The organism is Paraburkholderia sp. BR14312 (assembly GCF_040948675.1).
GTDB lineage: Bacteria > Pseudomonadota > Gammaproteobacteria > Burkholderiales > Burkholderiaceae > Paraburkholderia > Paraburkholderia nodosa_A.
Window position 1 is genome coordinate 525877 of record NZ_JBFPKI010000005.1, and the last position, 17941, is coordinate 543817.

General features: G+C 64.6%; 17 protein-coding genes and 2 pseudogenes. 6 read left to right on the forward strand and 13 right to left on the reverse strand.

What is annotated here, in order from left to right; translation table 11 throughout:
• The first annotated feature begins 162 nt into the window (after nt 1–162).
• From AB3X98_RS17405 to AB3X98_RS17420, 4 genes are read left to right on the forward strand one after another with little or no spacing between them, the layout of a single operon-like run.
• Nucleotides 163–2484: a TonB-dependent receptor gene (locus AB3X98_RS17405; protein ID WP_368602326.1), complete on the forward strand. Its 2322-nt coding sequence runs from the start codon at nt 163–165 to the stop codon at nt 2482–2484.
• A 27-nt stretch (nt 2485–2511) separates the two neighbouring features.
• Complete coding sequence (locus AB3X98_RS17410) at nt 2512–3105, forward strand: MotA/TolQ/ExbB proton channel family protein (protein WP_069266847.1); 594 nt, start codon at nt 2512–2514, stop codon at nt 3103–3105.
• Nucleotides 3102–3500: an ExbD/TolR family protein gene (locus AB3X98_RS17415; RefSeq protein ID WP_368602053.1), complete on the forward strand. Its 399-nt coding sequence runs from the start codon at nt 3102–3104 to the stop codon at nt 3498–3500. Before AB3X98_RS17410 ends, AB3X98_RS17415 begins: the two co-directional genes overlap by 4 nt.
• A complete protein-coding gene (locus tag AB3X98_RS17420) occupies nt 3493–4230 on the forward strand; it encodes a TonB family protein (protein WP_368610290.1) in 738 nt (245 codons plus the stop codon). Before AB3X98_RS17415 ends, AB3X98_RS17420 begins: the two co-directional genes overlap by 8 nt.
• Here AB3X98_RS17420 and AB3X98_RS17425 read toward each other — a convergent pair.
• On the reverse strand, nt 4223–4483 hold the full coding sequence (locus tag AB3X98_RS17425) for a hypothetical protein (protein ID WP_368602351.1): 261 nt from the start codon (nt 4481–4483) through the stop codon (nt 4223–4225). The two genes, AB3X98_RS17420 and AB3X98_RS17425, sit on opposite strands and share 8 nt — an antisense overlap.
• On the opposite strand from AB3X98_RS17425, the gene AB3X98_RS17430 reads away from it, so the two are divergent.
• Nucleotides 4482–5375, forward strand: a complete 894-nt coding sequence (locus tag AB3X98_RS17430) for a LysR family transcriptional regulator (RefSeq protein ID WP_069266851.1) — start codon at nt 4482–4484, stop codon at nt 5373–5375. The genes AB3X98_RS17425 and AB3X98_RS17430 overlap by 2 nt on opposite strands.
• Before the next feature lie 26 nt (nt 5376–5401).
• Here the strand turns inward: AB3X98_RS17430 and AB3X98_RS17435 are convergent, their stop codons facing one another.
• The 10 genes from AB3X98_RS17435 to AB3X98_RS17480 form a co-directional block, all read right to left on the reverse strand.
• Nucleotides 5402–6409: an aldo/keto reductase gene (locus AB3X98_RS17435; RefSeq protein WP_368602051.1), complete on the reverse strand. Its 1008-nt coding sequence runs from the start codon at nt 6407–6409 to the stop codon at nt 5402–5404.
• A gap of 121 nt (nt 6410–6530) precedes the next feature.
• Complete coding sequence (locus AB3X98_RS17440) at nt 6531–7232, reverse strand: ABC transporter ATP-binding protein (RefSeq protein WP_368602050.1); 702 nt, start codon at nt 7230–7232, stop codon at nt 6531–6533.
• Nucleotides 7225–7965 carry an ABC transporter ATP-binding protein gene (locus tag AB3X98_RS17445; protein ID WP_368602049.1) on the reverse strand — a complete coding sequence of 247 codons (741 nt, stop codon included), beginning with the start codon at nt 7963–7965 and terminating at the stop codon, nt 7225–7227. Before AB3X98_RS17445 ends, AB3X98_RS17440 begins: the two co-directional genes overlap by 8 nt.
• On the reverse strand, nt 7952–8941 hold the full coding sequence (locus AB3X98_RS17450; protein ID WP_368602048.1) for a branched-chain amino acid ABC transporter permease: 990 nt from the start codon (nt 8939–8941) through the stop codon (nt 7952–7954). The genes AB3X98_RS17445 and AB3X98_RS17450 overlap by 14 nt, the downstream gene beginning before the upstream one ends.
• Before the next feature lie 5 nt (nt 8942–8946).
• The gene (locus tag AB3X98_RS17455) at nt 8947–9819 is read right to left on the reverse strand and encodes a branched-chain amino acid ABC transporter permease (RefSeq protein ID WP_368602047.1); all 873 of its coding nucleotides are present in this window, start codon (nt 9817–9819) and stop codon (nt 8947–8949) included.
• 28 nt (nt 9820–9847) lie between these two features.
• Nucleotides 9848–11059, reverse strand: a complete 1212-nt coding sequence (locus AB3X98_RS17460; protein WP_368602046.1) for an ABC transporter substrate-binding protein — start codon at nt 11057–11059, stop codon at nt 9848–9850.
• Between the two features lie 85 nt (nt 11060–11144).
• Nucleotides 11145–12374, reverse strand: a complete 1230-nt coding sequence (locus AB3X98_RS17465; RefSeq protein ID WP_368602045.1) for an ABC transporter substrate-binding protein — start codon at nt 12372–12374, stop codon at nt 11145–11147.
• A 311-nt stretch (nt 12375–12685) separates the two neighbouring features.
• A complete protein-coding gene (locus AB3X98_RS17470) occupies nt 12686–14119 on the reverse strand; it encodes a DNA-binding protein (protein ID WP_368602044.1) in 1434 nt (477 codons plus the stop codon).
• Between the two features lie 198 nt (nt 14120–14317).
• On the reverse strand, nt 14318–15274 hold the full coding sequence (locus AB3X98_RS17475) for a chemotaxis protein CheV (protein ID WP_368602043.1): 957 nt from the start codon (nt 15272–15274) through the stop codon (nt 14318–14320).
• Between the two features lie 91 nt (nt 15275–15365).
• Nucleotides 15366–15545 carry a hypothetical protein gene (locus AB3X98_RS17480; RefSeq protein WP_368602042.1) on the reverse strand — a complete coding sequence of 60 codons (180 nt, stop codon included), beginning with the start codon at nt 15543–15545 and terminating at the stop codon, nt 15366–15368.
• Nucleotides 15546–16020: 475 nt separating this feature from the next.
• Between AB3X98_RS17480 and AB3X98_RS17485 the strand changes: the two are divergent.
• Nucleotides 16021–16233: pseudogene (locus AB3X98_RS17485) on the forward strand (acyl-CoA dehydrogenase); the annotation flags it as partial.
• A gap of 260 nt (nt 16234–16493) precedes the next feature.
• Here the strand turns inward: AB3X98_RS17485 and AB3X98_RS17490 are convergent.
• Nucleotides 16494–16685, reverse strand: a pseudogene (locus tag AB3X98_RS17490) (M20/M25/M40 family metallo-hydrolase); the annotation flags it as partial.
• Between the two features lie 78 nt (nt 16686–16763).
• The gene (locus tag AB3X98_RS17495) at nt 16764–17939 is read right to left on the reverse strand and encodes a M20 aminoacylase family protein (RefSeq protein ID WP_368602041.1); all 1176 of its coding nucleotides are present in this window, start codon (nt 17937–17939) and stop codon (nt 16764–16766) included.
• Nucleotides 17940–17941 lie beyond the last annotated feature (2 nt).

A 17941-nucleotide genomic window follows, 5' to 3' on the forward strand; every position in this document is an offset into this window, starting at 1 on the left:
CGCGATGCGGGGGATTGCCAATTCTTTATGTTACGTTATAACATTACCAATCCTGCGCGCCAACGCTCGATTGATCGATGGCGCGTCGTTGCCTGACAAAAGGCGCGTCCACCCCGAAATCACAACAAAACAATGAACCGCTCGCTGAAATCGCAGGCCGGTATGGTGCTGCTCGCCTGTACGTTTTGCACCCGCTCGATCGCCGCCAGTGGCGAAACCACGCTTGCCGGCACGGTAGCGGACGCGCAGGGCCACGCGCCCGCCCATGTCCAGATATCGCTCCAGGACGCCGGCGGCAAAAAAGTCGCCCAGACGACGGCTGACGCCAGCGGGCACTTCCGGCTCGAGGACATCGCGCCCGGCACCTACGCCGTCAACGTGGAAGCGACGGGCTACGGCACCGTCACACGCGTCGCGACGGTGACACAGGGACAGGCGCCCGAGCCGGTCGCTGTCGTGCTCCAGAAAGACTCCACGCTCGACATCACCGTCAACGCCCAGCGCCTTGACCGCGCTCGCAACGGCCTCCAGCCCGAAGTGGGTGCGAGCGTCTACCGCATCACGCAGGCCGACATCGACTCGTCGCCGCAAGGCGCGAACACGCCGCTCAACCAGGTTCTGCTCCAGGCGCCCGGCGTCGCCAACGATTCCTACGGTCAGCTCCACGTGCGCGGTGACCATGCCAACCTGCAGTACCGCCTCAACGGCATCATCATTCCGGAGCCGATCAGCGGCTTCGGGCAGTCGCTCGATACGCGGATCATCGACCAGGTGAATCTCGTGACGGGTGCGCTGCCGGCTCAGTACGGCTATCGCACGGCGGGCATCGTCGACATCCGCACCAAGTCCGGCGACACCGGCAACGGCGGCACGATTGACGTTTACGGCGGCAGTCACCAGACAATCCAGACGAGCGCCGATGTGTTCGGCTCCAGCGGCCCGTTCAGCTATTACTTCGCCGGTTCGCTCGGCCAGAACAATCTCGGCATCGAGGCGCCCACCTCGGACGGCAGCCCCCTGCACGACCACACGCGCCAGGGCAACGGTTTCGGCTACATGTCGTACCTGCTCAACCCGCTCACGCGCGTGAGTGTGATGTTCGGCACCGCCAGCAACCAGTTCCAGATTCCGAATACGCCGGGGCTCGCCCCCGTCTACACGCTGAACGGCCAGTCCACGTTCGACTCGGCGAACCTCAACGAGACCCAGTCGGAGCTGAACAACTTCGCGGTGGTGGCATTGCAGGGCACCAACGGTGGCGCACTCGACTACCAGGTGGCGCTGTTCACGCGCTACACGCGCACCAAGTTCAATCCGGACCCGGTCGGCGACCTCATTTTCAATGGCGTCGCATCGGAGGACTTCCACAGCAACCAGGCGAATGGCGTTCAAGCCGATTTCACTTACCGGCTCAATGATCAACACACGCTGCGCGCGGGTCTCATGTTCCAGCAGGAGCACGCCGTGTTCGACAACAGCGTGGCCGTGTTTCCCGTCGACGCGAACGGCAATCAGACCTCCGACCAGCCACTCACGATTCAGGATGCCAACAGCAAAACAGGCTATCTGTATAGCCTCTACCTGCAGGATGAGTGGAAGATCACGCCGAAGCTGACACTCAACTATGGTCTGCGTTACGACCGCATGGACGAGTATGTGCAGGCCGGACAACTGAGCCCGCGCGTCGGACTCGTCTGGCAGCCGACCAACGCGACGACGCTGCACGCCGGCTACGCGCGCTACTTCACGCCGCCGGCTTTCGAACTCGTTTCCGACTCCACGGTCAGCAAGTTCAACGGCACGACCAACCAGAGCCCGAACGCGCAGAACGATCCCGTGAAGCCCGAACGCGCCGATTACTTCGACATCGGCATTACGCAGCGCCTCACCTCCAGCCTGACCGTTGGACTCGACGCGTACTACAAGCGCGCCAGCAATCTGCTCGACGAGGGGCAATTCGGTACCGCGCTCATCTTCACGCCATTCAATTACCAGTATGGGCGCGTCTACGGCGTGGAGTTCACGTCGAGCTACCACCAGGACAATGTGACGGCCTATCTGAATGTCGCATTCAGCCGCGCGCAGGGCAAGAACATCGAATCGGCGCAGTTCAATTTCGGCGCCGACGAACTGGCCTACATTGCAAACCATTGGGTCTACCTCGATCACGATCAGCGCATTACCGCGTCGTTCGGCGGCACCTACTCCCTCGGCCAGACGACTCTCACCACCGATGCGATCGTAGGTAGCGGCCTGCGCAGCGGCTTTGCGAATACCGGGCGACTGCCCTGGTATGCGCAGGTCAACGTCGGTGTGATCCAGCATTTCAGCGAACCGTTGATCGGCCGCTTCGATGCGCGGCTCGTGCTGGTCAATGCCTTCGGCCGCGTCTACCAACTGCGTGATGGATCCGGCATCGGCGTGGGTGCGCCACAGTACGGCCCGCAGCGAGCGATCTATGCCGGTATTACCAAGCACTTCTGATCATTTCACGCGTAAAGTAGTCCAATCATGAACGAATGGAACGGTATTGCCGAAGCGTTGCGGCTCGGCGGCTGGGTCATTTACCCGTTGAGCCTGCTGGCGATCTTCGCACTCGCCATCACGTTCGACCGGATGTACGTCTGGTGGCGCTACGCCCGAATGCCGCGTGATGGCGCCGTACGCGCACTGCCGGACGAACATGTGCTGCGACGCGTGGACATGCTGTTCGATGACAGCAGCATGCCCATCTGGCGTATCGAGGGGCAGGTCGAAACGGCCGCTTCGCAGATCGAGCGCGAGATGGGCCGCGGTCTGTGGCTGCTCGAAACGATCGTGACCGCTGCGCCGCTGCTGGGATTGCTTGGCACGATCGTCGGCATGATGCATTCGTTCCGACTGATCGGCGGCGATGGCCTCGTCAGCCCTTCGGGCGTGTCGGGGGGTGTGGCCCAGGCCCTGGTTGCCACCGCCATCGGTCTCGTGATCGCACTGATCGCACTCTTTGCGTTCAACTATTTTTCGCGTCGCGTCGACCGGCTCATGGATGACGTCGAGACCTTCGCGAACGGCCGCATCGGCGACCTGCGCCTCGCGCGCGAACGCTCCGGTGCGGCGTCATGAAGCTCAGACGTGCACGCACGTCGAGACGTGGCCGCATCGAGATCATCCCGATGATTGATGTGATGTTCTTTCTGCTCGCCACGTTCATGCTGACGACACTGGCGATGCAGCGGCTCGACGCGGTCCATATCGATCTGCCCCGAGGAGAGGCGCAGCCGATGCAGATGGACCGGCCGCTCACCATCTCCGTGAATCGCGCCAACCACATCTTCGTGAACCAGCAGCCCGTTCGCCTCGATGAAGTGCGCGCGGTGGTGACGAACCTGCTCCGAAAGGACGGGAGTGTTGTCGTAGCCGCAGACGACGGCGCTTCGCATGGCGTGGTCGTGGAAGCAATACTCGAAGCGCGCAAGGCGGGCGCCGAACATTTTCTCGTTGCCGTGCATCGTGAATAGCGAATCGCTGTCACGCCGCAACCACAATGTGCGTCGCTTTATCGTTGCCGCGTCGGTGGCAGCGATAGCGTGGTGGTTCTTCCTTGCGCATCTGCGCTGGCTCATGGGCTCCGGGCGACCCGCGGCGCCCCCGCAGGCGATAGAGCTGCAGGTCGTGGAACTACCGCGCGCGCAACGCGCAAGCGAAACGCCACACGACAACGTCCGGCTCGCTGCGCCAACCGCGCCTCACAGCGCGCCCCGCATGCAACGGCAGCAGCTGCAGGTGGCGCGCAGCAGCGCGGCGCACCATGCCCCTCGCGAGCTTACGCCGCCCCGCCCCGCACCCGACGCTCCTCGAGGCGCGACAGCCACACAGCAAGACGCATCCGCAACGCCCGCGTCAAAAACTGCCTCTGCCCCGGGCGCTGACACGCCGCAGTCCGGCCCCCCATCGAACGCCGACGGTTCAACCGGGCCCGTCAGCCAGCAGGCCCGGCTGCTCTCGCAACCCCTGCCGGAAGTCCCCGACGATCTTCGAGAGCAGGCATTTCAGGCCGTCGCCGTTGTACGCTTCGCCGTCCATGCGGACGGTACGTTCGATATCGAACTGGTGAAGCCCACGCAAAGTCCGCGGCTGAACCAGATTCTGCTTGTCACGCTGCGGCAGTGGCGCTTCTTCCCGGCAATTGAGAACGGTAGGCCCGTCGAGAGCCATCAGGACGTTCGCGTCCACTTCAATGTCAATTGACACACTGAACGATGAGCCAGGCGTGCACGCGCGGCCGCTCCTTATCATTGGGGCGGCCGCGCGTGGCCGTCACGTCGTCGGTTAGGTTGAGCGTGAGGAGCGTCTCGGGCAGCCCGACCATCGTCATCAAAGCGGCGTAGGGCAGGACGATCCTGAGCGTCGTGAGGTCGAACGGCAGGAGGCGAGACGCACGCCTGCCGTTCGCGTGTTTGATACGATTCGCTTCACCCGCCCCCACAGCGAACCCCATCATGGCGCGCGAAAACTTCAGCGATCTCATTGCGTTTCTCGCCGTCGCGCGCGAGCGCAGCTTTACGCGTGCGGCCGCGCAGCTCGGCGTCTCACAGTCGGCGCTGAGCCACACCATCCGCAGCCTCGAAACGCGTCTCGGCCTGCGTCTGCTCACGCGCACCACGCGTAGCGTCGCCACCACGGAAGCCGGCGAGCGGCTCTTTCAGGCGCTCTCGCCGCGCTTCGAGCAGATCGACGCCGAGCTTGCCGCGCTCACCGAACTGCGCGACAAGCCCGCGGGCACCATCCGCATCACCGCGATCGATCATCCCATCGACACCGTGATCTGGCCGAAGCTGCGCCCGCTCCTCGCAGACTACCCCGACATCAAGGTCGAGATCACTGTGGACTACGGCCTGCGCGACATCGTCGCCGATCGTTACGACATCGGCGTGCGCCTGGGCGATCAGGTCGAGAAGGACATGATCGCGGTGCGCATCGGGCCGGACGTCAAGATGGCAATCGTCGGTTCTCCCGATTATTTCGCGGCGCACAAGGCGCCGCGCGCGCCGCAGGATCTGCTCAAGCACAATTGCATTACGCTGCGGCTCACGTCGTCGGGCGGCCTGTACGCGTGGGAACTCAAGAAGGACGAGCATGCGCTGCAAGTGCGCGTGGACGGCCAGCTCACGTTCAACGCCATGCCGCAAATGCTCAACGCGGCGCTGGACGGTCGCGGCCTCGCGTTCGTTCCCGAGAACGCCGCGTTGTCGTTCATCCGCGCAGGCCGCCTGAAAAGCGTGCTCAAGGACTGGTGCCCGGTATTTCCGGGCTATCACGCGTTTTATCCAAGCCGGCGACAGTCGTCGCGCGCGCTCGCGCTAGTGATCGACGCGCTGCGCTATCGCGCTTAGCGTAGCGCAGCGCCTGCCGGTGCGGATTACGTACGCGTCTTGCGCCCTTCGACCGGATAGCCCGGGTCCGTATATCCCGGCGTAGAGGCATGCCCCGGCGCCACGAGGCTGTCGACGAACGTTTCGTCGTCGGGGCCGAGCTGAAGGTTCAGCGCGTCGATATAGCTGTCCCAATGCGCTTCGGTGCGCGGGCCCGCGATCGTCGAACTGACGTGACGATTCTTGAGCACCCATGCGAGCGCGAACGCAACAGGCGTCGTGCCGCGCTCTACGGCGTAATTCGCGATCTCGGTCGCAATCCGCAACGACTCGGCGCGCCACTCCGTCTGGTGGATGCGCCGGTCGCCGCGGCCCGCGCGGCTGTCGCCGGGCGGTGGCGCATCGACGGCGTATTTGCCGGTCAGCACGCCACGCGCGAGCGGACTGTAGGGCACTACGCCCAGCCCGTAATGCGCGGCCGCGGGCAACTGCTCGACCTCGGCCGTACGATCGACGATGTTATAGAGCGGCTCGCTCGCCACGGGCCGGTCCATGCCCATCTGGTCCGCGAGGCGCACGATCTCGGCGATGCGCCAGCCACGGAAATTCGACACGCCGAAATAGCGCACCTTGCCCTGGCGGATCAGATCGCCGACGGCGCGCACGGCTTCGTCGAGTGGCACGTCGGGCAGAGCGCGGTGAAAGTAGAGGATGTCGATATAGTCGGTTCCGAGGCGCTTCAGGCTCGCCTCCACCGACTGGTAGATCCACTTGCGCGACTGCCCCTGCTCATTCGGCCCCTGTGCGAACGGGAAACCGAATTTTGTCGCCACGACCCAGTTGTCGCGCTGCGCCGCGATGGCGCGGCCCACGATTTCTTCCGAGCGGCCTCCGTGATAGACGTCCGCCGTATCGATGAAGTTGATTCCCTGTTCGAAGGCCTTGTCGATGATGCGTTTCGACGCGGCTTCGTCGGTCTCGCCGCCAAACATCATCGCGCCGAGGCACAGCGGCGAAACTTTGAGTGCACTGCGGCCCAGATTGCGATAGTCCATATCCTCTCACTTCGAGCTCGTTGCCAAAGTGGAGATTTAAATACGGAGTGGCTTTTCGATAAAGGCCTGGATCGCGCATGCTTTCATGAATGCGATTCATGAAACGCTATTGACAAAAAAGCTACCGCGCAAAATACATATCGTGAAGCACCTCCACGTTCACCTCCCTGGCACGCGCAGCAAACGTAACCTTCCCGCCCTGCATGAGATAAACCTGATCCGCAAGCCGCAGCGCCATATTGGTATTCTGCTCCACCAGCACGATAGTACGCCCCGCCCCCTTAAGCCGCTCCAGGATCGCAAAAACTTCCTGCACCATCACAGGCGCAAGCCCAAGCGAAGGCTCATCGATCAGCATCAGTTGCGGCGAAGACATAAGCCCGCGCCCCAGCGCCAGCATCTGCGCCTGCCCGCCTGATAGCGTGCCCGCAGGCAGCGCGCGCCGCTCCTTGAGCAGCGGAAACAGCGCATAGACTTCCTCGAGCTGCGTTTTCGCCCCCGCGCGCCGCGTTTTCGCAAACGCGCCCAGCATCAGATTCTCCTCGATCGACATGTCGCGGAAAATCATGCGCCCCTCGGGCACCATCGCGACACCGCGCTGCGCCATGTCCCATGTAGGCACGCCCGCGAGCGACGCGCCGTCGAAGGTGATCTGGCCGCGCTCCAGCGGCACGAGCCCCATGATCGCCCGTAGCAGCGTGGTCTTGCCCGCCCCGTTCGGGCCCACGATCGTCGTGACCTCGCCGCTCGCGATATTGAGCGTAACGTCCCACAACACATTGATCGCGCCATAGCCGGCGCGGGCGCTGCTGACCTCAAGCATGGGCGGCCTCCCCCGTATAGCTGCGCACGACCTCGGGATCGCGGAACACTTCGGCGGGCGGCCCATCGGCGATCAGCTTGCCGAAGTTGAGCACGCACACGCGCCGGCACAGGCTCATCACGGTTTCTATATCGTGCTCGATGATGAGGATACCTACGCTGTATCGCTCGTGCACCGCCAGCAGCGTTTGCATGAAGCGGCGCTTGGTGGCCGTTTCGAGACCGCCCAGCACTTCGTCGAGCAACAGCAGCTTCGGCCCCGTCGCGAGCGCCTTCGCGACCTCCAGCGCCTTCAGTTCGGTGAGCGCAAGTTCCGTGGCCGCGTCGCGCTGCGCCTTGCCTTCGAGTCCCAGGAACGCGAGGATCTCGTCGATGCGCGCCTCGTCCACTCGCCCCGTGCCGAAGCGTTGCGCGACGATCAGGTTCTCGCGCACCGTGAGCTCGTGCATGGGCTGCGGCACCTGGAACGTGCGGCCGATGCCCAGGCGCGCGCGTCGATAGAGCGGCGCTTTCAACAAATCCACATCGCCGAAACGGATCGAGCCGCTCGTGGGCCGAACGAGCCCCGAAATCGCGTTGAAAAGCGTCGTCTTGCCCGCGCCGTTCGGGCCGACCAGCCCCACCACATCGCGCGTGCCGAGCGAGAGCTTTACACCGTTGACCGCCGTGATGCCGCCAAAGCGGATCGACACATCCTGCAGGCGCAGTTCCGCCGCCTGTTCAGCTTGCTGCATAGACACCTCGCCGGGTACGTTTGAAGCGCAGCGCGGTCAGACCCGCGGGGCTCACGATGATCATCGCCACGAGCAGCATGCCCAGCACGATCTGGTGCCCCGTCGGCAGCAGGCTTTTGAGCACGAGCTGGTCGACCAGATAGACCGTCACCGCGCCCACGAGCGGTCCGAGGATGGTGCGATAGCCGCCGCAGATCGCCGCGATGATCGGCACGACGGCCCAGCTCGCGTTGAACGCGTAGTCGGGTTCGAGAAAGTTGATGTAGTGCGCGTTGAATGCGCCGACGAGCCCTGTCATCAGCGCGGAAAGCATCAACATGGCGAGCTTGAGCATCACGCTGTTCACGCCCACCACGCGCGTGGCGTCCTCCGACTCGTGCATCGCCCGCAGCGCGAGTCCCACATGGCTGCCGCGCAGCCGCGCATAGATCGCGGCGAACACCAGCACGAGCGTGAGCACGACGAGGTAGCCGCCGCTCTTGCTGCCGAAGTCGAAGCCCGCGACCTTCGGCAGCCCCGGGATGCTCGAAAGGCCGCTCGCGCCGCCCGTGAGATCGGACCATTCGGTCGCGATGATGCGGAAGATCTGCGCATAGGCGAGGATGGCAAGCGCGAAGTACGGCCCCTTCAGACGCAGCGCGGGCGCCATCGCAAGCGAGGCAACTGCCGCCCCCACGCCGCCCGCGAGCATCGCGGGAAACACGGGCCAGCCGGCCTTGAGCGTGAGGAGCGCGGAAATATACGAGCCCACGCCGAAAAATGCCGCGTGGCCAAAGCTCACCATGCCGCCCAGATTGCCGAGCAGCGCCCACGCGAGCGCCACGCCCGCGATCGTGAGCGAGGCCACCGCCAGGCTCATCAGATACAGGTTTTGCCCGAACACGAGCGGCACGCCCGCATACAGCACGGCCAGCGCCACCGCGAGCCCGGCCAGGCGCGGGCCGGACCAGGCCAGTGTGATTTTCAAAGTCGACATCGATCTCATCCCCTTCGTTTCGCCACACCGAACAAGCCGTTCGGCAGCACGTAGAGCACGAGCAGAAACAGCAGCATGCCCGCGAGTTCCTGCAACGCCGAACTGGCGAGCGTGACGGTGAGCGCCTCGGTAATGCCGAGCAGCATCGCGCCCGCCAGCACGCCCGGAATCGAGCCCACGCCCGCGAGCACCGTGATGATGAACGCCTTGACGGTGAGCGCTTCGCCGATGGATGGCTGGATCGCGCTCGACGCGTAGATCGACACGCCCGCGCACGAAGCGAGCAGCCCTGCTACGACGAACGAGATCAGTTCGGTCTTGCGCGGGTCGATGCCCATCAGGCGCGCCGCATCGCGGTTGCTGGAAATCGCGCGCACGGCGCGCCCATACCACGAACGCGAGAGCCACCACCAGAGCGAGAGCATCAGCACGACGCTGATACCGAACGAGAGCACTTCGCTGCGCATGGAAAGCAGGTTGCCGAGCATCACGCTGTCCTGCAGCCATGCGCTGCCGGTCGAGCGCACGTCGGCGCCCCAGCCCAGCAGCACGGCATTGGTCAACACGATGCCGATTCCGTAGGTCAGAATCAGCGAGTTCAGCTCGCGGTCGCGCTTGATGCGGCTAACCAGATACCACGCAGCGGCCGCCGCGGCGCAAACCACCGGAATCGCCACCGGAATTGCGAACACGGGGTTCAGGCCCAGCTTCGTCTCGAACGTATAGGCGATATAGGCGGCAAGCAGCACCAGTTCGCCGTGGGCGAGATTGATGATGCGCATCGAGCCGAATACCAGCGCGAGCCCCAGCGCGACGAGCGCGTAGGCGCCGCCCACCAGCACGCCCGAATACAGCGATTGCAGCAACAGGTCCGTCATCGCGGCTCCTCCTTCGTTGCGCGCGCAATTACCACGGCAGCGCGGGGTAGTTCAGCTTGCCCGTGGCGCGCTCCTTCGGCCACACGAGCACGATGCGATTGCCCTGGATCTGCGCCATGTTGTTCAGGAACACGGGGTTGTCGCCGTTCGGCGCGAAGCTCACCTTTCCGATCAGCGTGTCGTGCGGCTTCGCGCGCAGTTCGGCGGCAATGCCGTCCTGCTTGAGCGTGCCCGCGTCGGCAGCGCGCGCCATGGCCTCGAACAGCAGCCGCGACTGCACGTAGGCGAATTCGGCCAGATAGTCGGGCTCCTTGTGATATGCAGCCTGATATGCCTGCACGAAGGCCTTGCCGTCGGCCGTGCCGAAGTCCGCGGGATATGGCAGCATCGCGCAGCCGATCACGTTGTTCACGAGATCGGGATAGTCGGTGGTCATTTTCGGCGTCACGATGGACCACGCGCCCATCACGGCCTTTAGTTGCGGGCGCAGCACCTTGGCCGCGCGCAGAATGCCGATATAGTCGTTCTCGTAAGCGATCATCAGCAGAACTTCGGGTTTGTCCTGCAAGCGCACCTTGTTCACGAGCGGCTTGAAGTCCGTCATCGCCGGGTCGAACGCATGCACCGTCACCGCCACGCCCTGCGCGCGCAGTTGCGTCGAGACTTCGTTGCTGAGGTCGGTGGTGGCCTGCTTCGTCGAGGCGAGAATCGAAACCGACTTCACGCCCATGGCGTTCAACTGCCCCACCACGGCCTTCGAATAGCCCGATGCGGGGCCGATGCGGAAAAAGTGCTTGAGGCCGCGCGAGGTCATCGCGCTGTCCACGGCCCCCGAGGTGATATAGACGATGCCCGCCTTGTCGGCCGCTTCGGAAGCCGGGCTCACCGAATTGGAGCCATAGCCGCCGGTAATGGCGAGCACGCCTTGCGACGCGAGCTTCTCCACCGCCGATACGGCCTTGGCGGGCTGCGCCTCGTCATCGACCACGGTGAGCGCGACCTTGTGTTTACCGCTACCGTTGTTGAAGAGATCGGCGGCGAGCCGGATGCCCTCGAGCTGCGCGTTGCCTGCACGCGCCATCGAACCGGTAAGCGGCAACTCCACCCCCACGGGCAGTGTGTCGGCAAATGCGGCGGGCGTGTGGGCGAGCAGCGCGCAGGCGCTTGCGGCGCCCGCGCCGATGCGAAAGAGTGCGCGCACGAGGGCGCGCGGCTTGCTGCGAGTCGCGAAGCGGTCCATCGAACCTCCAAACCTGAGTCTCGGTAATAGGAAGCGGCACCGTTCAATTGCAGTGCTCGCCCTGTTTCGTTTTTCTATGTTTTCGTTACCACGGCACGCCGGGATACACCGGCTTCGCCGTCGCGTAGGTCGCGGGCCAGACGAGCGAGAGCTTGCCGTCGCGCGCGAACTGGCCCATATGCGCCACGTAGTTCGTGTTGTCGCCGCGTGCGTCGAACGCTACCTTGCCGAGGAACGTGTCGTCGCGCTGGGTCGCGCGCAGCGTGTCGGCGAGACCGCCCTTGTCGAGCGTGCCCGCTTTCTGCGCGTTCGCGATCGCGTCGAACAACAGCTGCGCGTAGACGAACGACGTCTGCGACTGATAGTTCGAGGTGGTCTTGAAGAGCCGCTGGTACGTGTCGGAGAAGTCGCGCTGGTCCGCCGAGCGGTAGTCGGCCGGCGAAGAGAGCACGGTCGCGCCATACACGTTCGGCACGAGGTCTGGGAACGACTGCGCCATCTTCGGACTCGCGAACGCCCATGGCGCCGCGATCGCCTTCAGGTCGGGCTTGAGCACGCGCGAGGCGCGCAGAATGCCCACGTAGTCGTTCTCGTAGCCGAGCATCGCCATGGCGTCGGGCTTGTCCTGCAGCTTGACCTTGTTGACGAGTGGCTTGAAGTCGCCGATCGAGGGATCGTAGGCATGCAGGAAGGTCTTCATGCCTTGCGCCTTGAGCGCCGTGTCGAGCTGCTTCGCGAGGTCGCTCGTCGCGTCCTTCGTCGAGTAGACGATCGCCACTGACTTCACGCCCAGCGTGTTGAAGAGGCCCACCATGCCCTTCGTGTAGCCAGGCGTGTTGCTCACGCGAAAGAAGTTCTTCAGGCCGCGCGTGACCATGTCATCGCTCGTGCCGCCCGACGTCACGTAGACGAGCCCGGCCTTGTTCGCAGCTTCCGACGCCGGGCCGGCGCAGTTCGAATTGGCTGCGCCCGCAATCGCGACCACGTGCTGCGAGGCGAGTTGCTCGACAGCAGCGACGGCCTTGGCCGGGTTCGATTCGTCGTCGACGGCCACCAGCGTGATCTTGTCCTGCGGATGGCGCCGGTTGTAGATGTCGGCCGCCACCTGAATGCCGCGGTACATTTCGGTGCCCGCCTGCGCGAGCGCGCCGGTGAGCGGCAGTTCGACGCCCACGCGCCATTCCGTGGCGTGCGCGAACGACGGCGCGAGTGCGATGGCGAGCGCCGCCGCCAGCGCGCCGCGCAGGTTCGTCTGTGCGGGCCGTTCGCGTCCCGGTTTGCCGATGCTCCCGTGCTGCGTGTTGGGTCGCGTCATGTCTCCTCCTTTGCCCTTGGGGGCTTTTGTCTGCTTTGGAGTCTGCTGCGCGGCGGCCGCCTGATTCGTTTGTGCGCGCCACTGGACAGGTGCCAGTGTGGTTCAGGCGCGCGAGGCCAACAATTCGTTTTCGGGAAAGCGGGCGTTCGGCTGGCTGGAAGTCGGCATTTGTCCCGATGCCTGCGCGCGTGCAGTCAGCGGATCCATCGAGGCGGCGCAAAAAAAACCGCTGCACTCAGGCAGCGGTCATTGGGAACCAGGTCGGCGCACGCACTCGCGATGCGCCGTCAAACGGACGGTCTACGGTGCGCTCAGGCCGGCGCGTTTTCGGTGCTCAGCTTCGACACCATGCCGGTCTTGGCGTCGTAGGCATAGCCCTGCTGCTCGAGATGGGCGCTGACCGCTTCGACGACCACTTGCTGCTGGGACTCCTTGCGCAGCAGTTCATGCTCCGGCGCGACCTGGCCCAGCTCGGTGGCGAGGCGGCGGCTCAACGAGGCTTCGCCGGCGCTGCGGGCGAGACCCACGATCGCCTTTTCGTTGGCCTGGGCCAGTTGCTGCTTCAGTCCGTTCGCGTACTCGGACCAGCGCTTGATGTTCTCGCGCGCATCGGCAATCGCGGCGGCGTGCCTGGCCGTCTCGCTGGCAAGCTGGGCCTTCAGCGCTTCGACTTCTTCCGGATCGGCGGCCGCGGGCTGTGCCTCGGCTGCGCCCTCGGCGGCTTCGCTCGATTCCGCGGCCTTGGCGAATTCGCCCATCTCGGCGAGTTCGGTCGCCTGCTGCTGCGCGGCGTCGGCGCGCTCCTGCGCCTCGGTCAGGCTCGCCGTGAGACGCGCGATTTCGGAGGCGTCGGCCGTGCGCTCGTCGCTCAGGCTGGCGAGCTGCTGCTGGGCATTCTGCAGTTCGGTGGCGGCGGCATCGCGCTCGGCCTGGGCACCGGCGACCTGTTCGCGCTGGGCCGCGTGCGCTTCCTGCTCGGCTTGCAGCGCCGCGCGAATCGCTTCCAGTTCGCCCTCGAGCTTCGCCACAGCTTCCGTGTGAGCCGCTTCCAGCGCTGCGCGCTCCGCTTCGTCATTCCCGGTCGAGGCTGCCGGCTCGGCCTGGCCGCTTTCCTCCGCGGCTGCCTCAGCGGCTTCGGCTTGGGCGGCCTGGGCCGCGTGCGCTTCGCGCTCAGCGGCCAATTCGGCGAGCGCGCGCTCCAGTTCTGCCTCGAGGGCCGAAACGCGCCCGGCCAGTTCCTCGGCGCGCTTCTCGGCTGCGTCGGCGCGCTCGATCGCGCTCGCGATGTCTTCCTCGAGAGCCGGGCCGGCATTGGGCCTGGTCTCGTAGGCGCGCGTCATGTTATCCAGCTGAACTTGCAGGGCGTCGAGTTCCTGGACCGTGCTCTGCAGCTCTTCGAGCGCGTTGTCGCGCTCGTTGCACGCGTCCTCGACACGCTCGCGCATCGACAGCAGCCGGCGCGCCACGGCTCGCTCGGCTTCGTCCTGCGCCGACGTCCACAGACGGTCGAGCGCGTCGCGCATCGTGTCCGTCACGGTTTCCGGCAACCCGGGGCGCTCCACGACCTGCTGCACGCGCGGCGCACGCTCTTCGCGCCACTTGCGCAGCGAGGCAGCCACTGCGACCACCGAACCGGTATGAACTTCGGACCAGATGGCCATGGGAGAAACCTTCTGACCCTCGTCGGCCATCCGCTCCGCGATTTCAGCAACCAGTTCGTCCGTGATCGTAATGCTGCTTGACATATCTGCCTCGAGAAAGTGCGAGCCCACCCCGCGTTTCTAGAGATTGTCAGGCAACCACCTCCCGGTTAATCGCTCGAAAAGCCGGGTTTAAGGGGAGGTGTTCACAGGATTGCGCCGCCGGGCGCGCTCCGCGTCACGCCGCTGCCGCAGCCCAAAGTCAGCTCCTCCACGCTGGCCACCGGGGTTTTGTGGCTCGCGTCAGGCGGCCAGCGCCCTGCGAATCGCCGCCGAAAGCTCCGCAGGTGCGAACTTGGAGACGTATCCGTTCGCGCCCGCGTTGCGCGCGTGCGCCTCGTTGGCGCTGCCTGAAAGCGACGAATGAATGAGCACCGGAAGGTGCTTCAAGCGCTGGTCGGCCTTGATCTTGCGCGTGAGCATGAAGCCATCCATCTCAGGCATTTCGAGGTCGGTGATCACGAGCGAAACCTTGTCGCGAATTGCGATGCCTTCGCTGTGCGCATCAGTCGCCATCTGCTGGAGGATCTCCCACGCGGCCTGGCCGTTGTGGGCAATCACGTGCGGCACTTCGAGGGCGGTGAGCGCCTGCCCGATCAGCGCGCGGGCGAAGCCCGAGTCGTCGGCAGCGAGGATGCGGCCGCCGGCAAGACGCACGGCTTCGCCCACGGCGTCGGCGCCCACTTCGGTGTGCTGCTCGGGGAAGGCGTCGCGCATGATCTGCTCGACGTCGAGCAGTTGCGCGAGGCGCGCGTTCGCGGTGCCCGGATTGATGCGCGCCACGCCCGTCACATAGCCCGTGGTGCCGCTCGATTCCGCACTCAGCACCTCGCTCCACTCGAGCCGGACGATGTCCTCCACTTCCTCCACGGCGAACGCCTGCGTGCCGCGAGAAAACTCGGTCACGAGCAGAATGCCGGGCGGCTTTTCCGAAACGGAGCCGATCATCGAGCCGACATCGATCACCGGAATGATCTGGCCGCGAATATCCACCGCGCCGGCGAGATGCTCGGGCGAGCCTGCAATCGGCGTGAGCTCGGGCATGGTCGCGATTTCGCGAATCTTGAAGACGTTGATGCCGTAAAGGCCGCGGACCGTCCCCTTGCGCGCCGAACCCAGGCGAAAGAGGAGCAGTTCGAGCCGGTTATTGCTCGTCAGAGTGGTACGCTCGTCCACGCCATGCTGCTGTACTGATTTCAATTTGCACTCCGTAATGATCTGTCGCGAATAGGCTTGGGGAACCGGTCATCCAGCTTACCGTTGTGCTTGTTTCAGGGGGCTTCCGGTGGTATCAGGCGAATGCAGGAGACATCACCGGCTCGTACCGCTCGCCGAGCACGCCGCTGCGCTCCACGAGTGCGGCGAGCACGTCGCCGGCGAGCGGCAAGCCCTGCCAGAACGCGCGGGCGCTGGCGCCATGGGCCAAATGCAGCAACGAGAGCGAACCGGTGAGCACGGCACGCAACGCCAAGGGCCGCTGTTCATCAGCAACTCCATCACCGCCAGCACCGCGTTGAAGGGCGGCGGCGTAGCGCGCACCGCGAACACCTCCGGCCGCGCGAAATATCCGTAATCGGCAGGCGCGCCACCCGTGCGGCGCGCGGCGACGCCTCTTCCATCAGCAATCCGCCCAATTCTTTCTCCTGTGCGGCTGCTTTCCGCGTGACATCTGAGCTTTCCCCTACTAACGGCTCGGGCGCGTCTACCTTGAGTCGATTTACACGTTTACCTCGTCTTTGTTCGGGTTAGCCCGCAGGTTAATTCTGGCCCTTACGGCTAACGCTCATCGATGTCGGGCCGCAGAAAGATACGCCGTGAATAGTTGTAAGCGACAGATCCGAACAAAAAAGCACGGTCGTTATTTCGCTATCCAGATTAATCTTTTGTTAGAAAAATGGCTGCCCAATCGTGCGCACCTCGGGCGCCCGAGGACCGGCATCGCGGGCTCGCAAGTGATTGTCGATCTGTCACTGCCGGGCGTGCATGTCGCGCCAATCCGGGACCTCACCGGCGATGCGCACTTCTCCGAAGTCACCTTCGACGATGTGGAATTGCCCGATGACGCACTGATCGGCACCGAAGGCGCGGGCTGGGAACAGGTCACCGCGGAACTCGCGTTCGAGCGCAGCGGCCCGGAGCGCATTTATTCGAGCATCGTGCGGCGGCCATTGCGAAGGCGCGTGCGAGCCGCGCCGCTGGTGGCGAACGGCGCACATGCGCTCGTGGGCGCGATGGGCATCACCGCCGAGTTCGATCTGCAGCTCTATACGAGACGGTTACACGCGCAACGTCTTCAATATGGATCGGAGTCGTTCTGGGACGACGTCGTCGGCACGCACGCCATCGATCACTGGAACAACGTCGCCGCGGGGGTCATCGGCATTTACGATGCGCTCGATGAAGCCGCGGCGGTCGGAACCTAACCGCGCGAACGCGGGCCTGACGCCGTGCCAACGCGCTCCAGGACCACATCCAGCAGCACGTTCGCGCCGTCGATGAGCTGATCGTCGTCCGTGTGCTCGCGCGGATTGTGGCTAGTGCCGCCACGGCTCGGCACGAAGATCATCGCCGCCGGCGCGATCCGCGCAATCATTTGGGCGTCATGGCCCGCACTCGGCGTCCTGCAAACGCGTTTCACCCAGTTCGCGCAGTTGCCGAAGCAGCACTTCGCCATTCAGTTTCAGCATATTCACGATTGGTTGATTCCGCCCGGCAACGCGAGGCGCGCGATCTCCGCAAAGTAGCGGGCGCCGGTCATCAGGATGTCGTCGTTGAAATCGTAGCCGGCGTTGTGCAGCGGAATCCCGCCGCGCTCCGGCGCGTCGCCGTTGCCGATGAAGATGAAATTCCCGGGCACGACCTGCAGGAACGCACCGAAATCCTCGGAGATCATCATCGGTTGCACGTTGGCGTCAACGGCGGCGTCTCCCGCCACGCTGCGCGCGGCGTTCACTGCCAGTTCGACGAACTGCTCCGAATTGACCGTTGGCGCGAACTCGTGCGTGTACTCGAAGCTGCATTCGGCGCCGTGCGTCTGGCAAATGCCGACGCTGACTTCCCGCATGCGGGTTTCTAGCAGCGCTTGCACCTCCTTCGAATAGCTGCGCGTATCGCCCTTGATGATCACGTTCGACGGAATGACATTGCGAATGCCGTCGGTGATGACTTCCGTGCAGGAGATCACGGCTTGCAGGCTCGGGTCGAGATTGCGCGACACGATGGTTTGCAGCGCGAGCACGATTTGCGCCGCGATGACGATGGGATCGGCCCCCATGTGCGGGCGCGCCGCGTGCGTGCCACGCCCCTTGATATGGATGACGAAGTTATCCTCGCTCGCCATGATGCCACCCGCGCGCGTGGCGAACGTGCCGGCGGGCATGCCCGGCATGTTGTGCGCGCCGAAGATCGCATCGACGGGAAACCGTTCGAACAGCCCGTCCGCCATCATCGCCTTCGCGCCGCGGCCATGCTCTTCGGCCGGCTGGAAGATGAAACGCACCGTGCCGTCGAAATCGCGCCGCTCTGCGAGCAGCCGCGCCGCGCCGAGGACCATCGACATATGGCCGTCGTGTCCGCATGCATGCATTTTTCCCGCGTTCAACGAGGCATGTGCGCGGCCCGGCGCCTGCTCCGCGATATTGAGCGCGTCCATATCGGCGCGCAGGCCGATTACGCGCTTGCCGTTGCCGACCGTGAGGTTTGCCACGAGCCCCGTGCCGCCAATGCCGCGGTGCACTTCGAGACCCAGTGTCTCGAGGATGTTGGCCACGTAGTGGGCGGTATGGATCTCCTCGAAGCCGGTTTCGGGACGTTGGTGCAGATACTGTCGCCAGCTTTTGAGTTGGCCTTGCAGTGTGCTTTCCATGT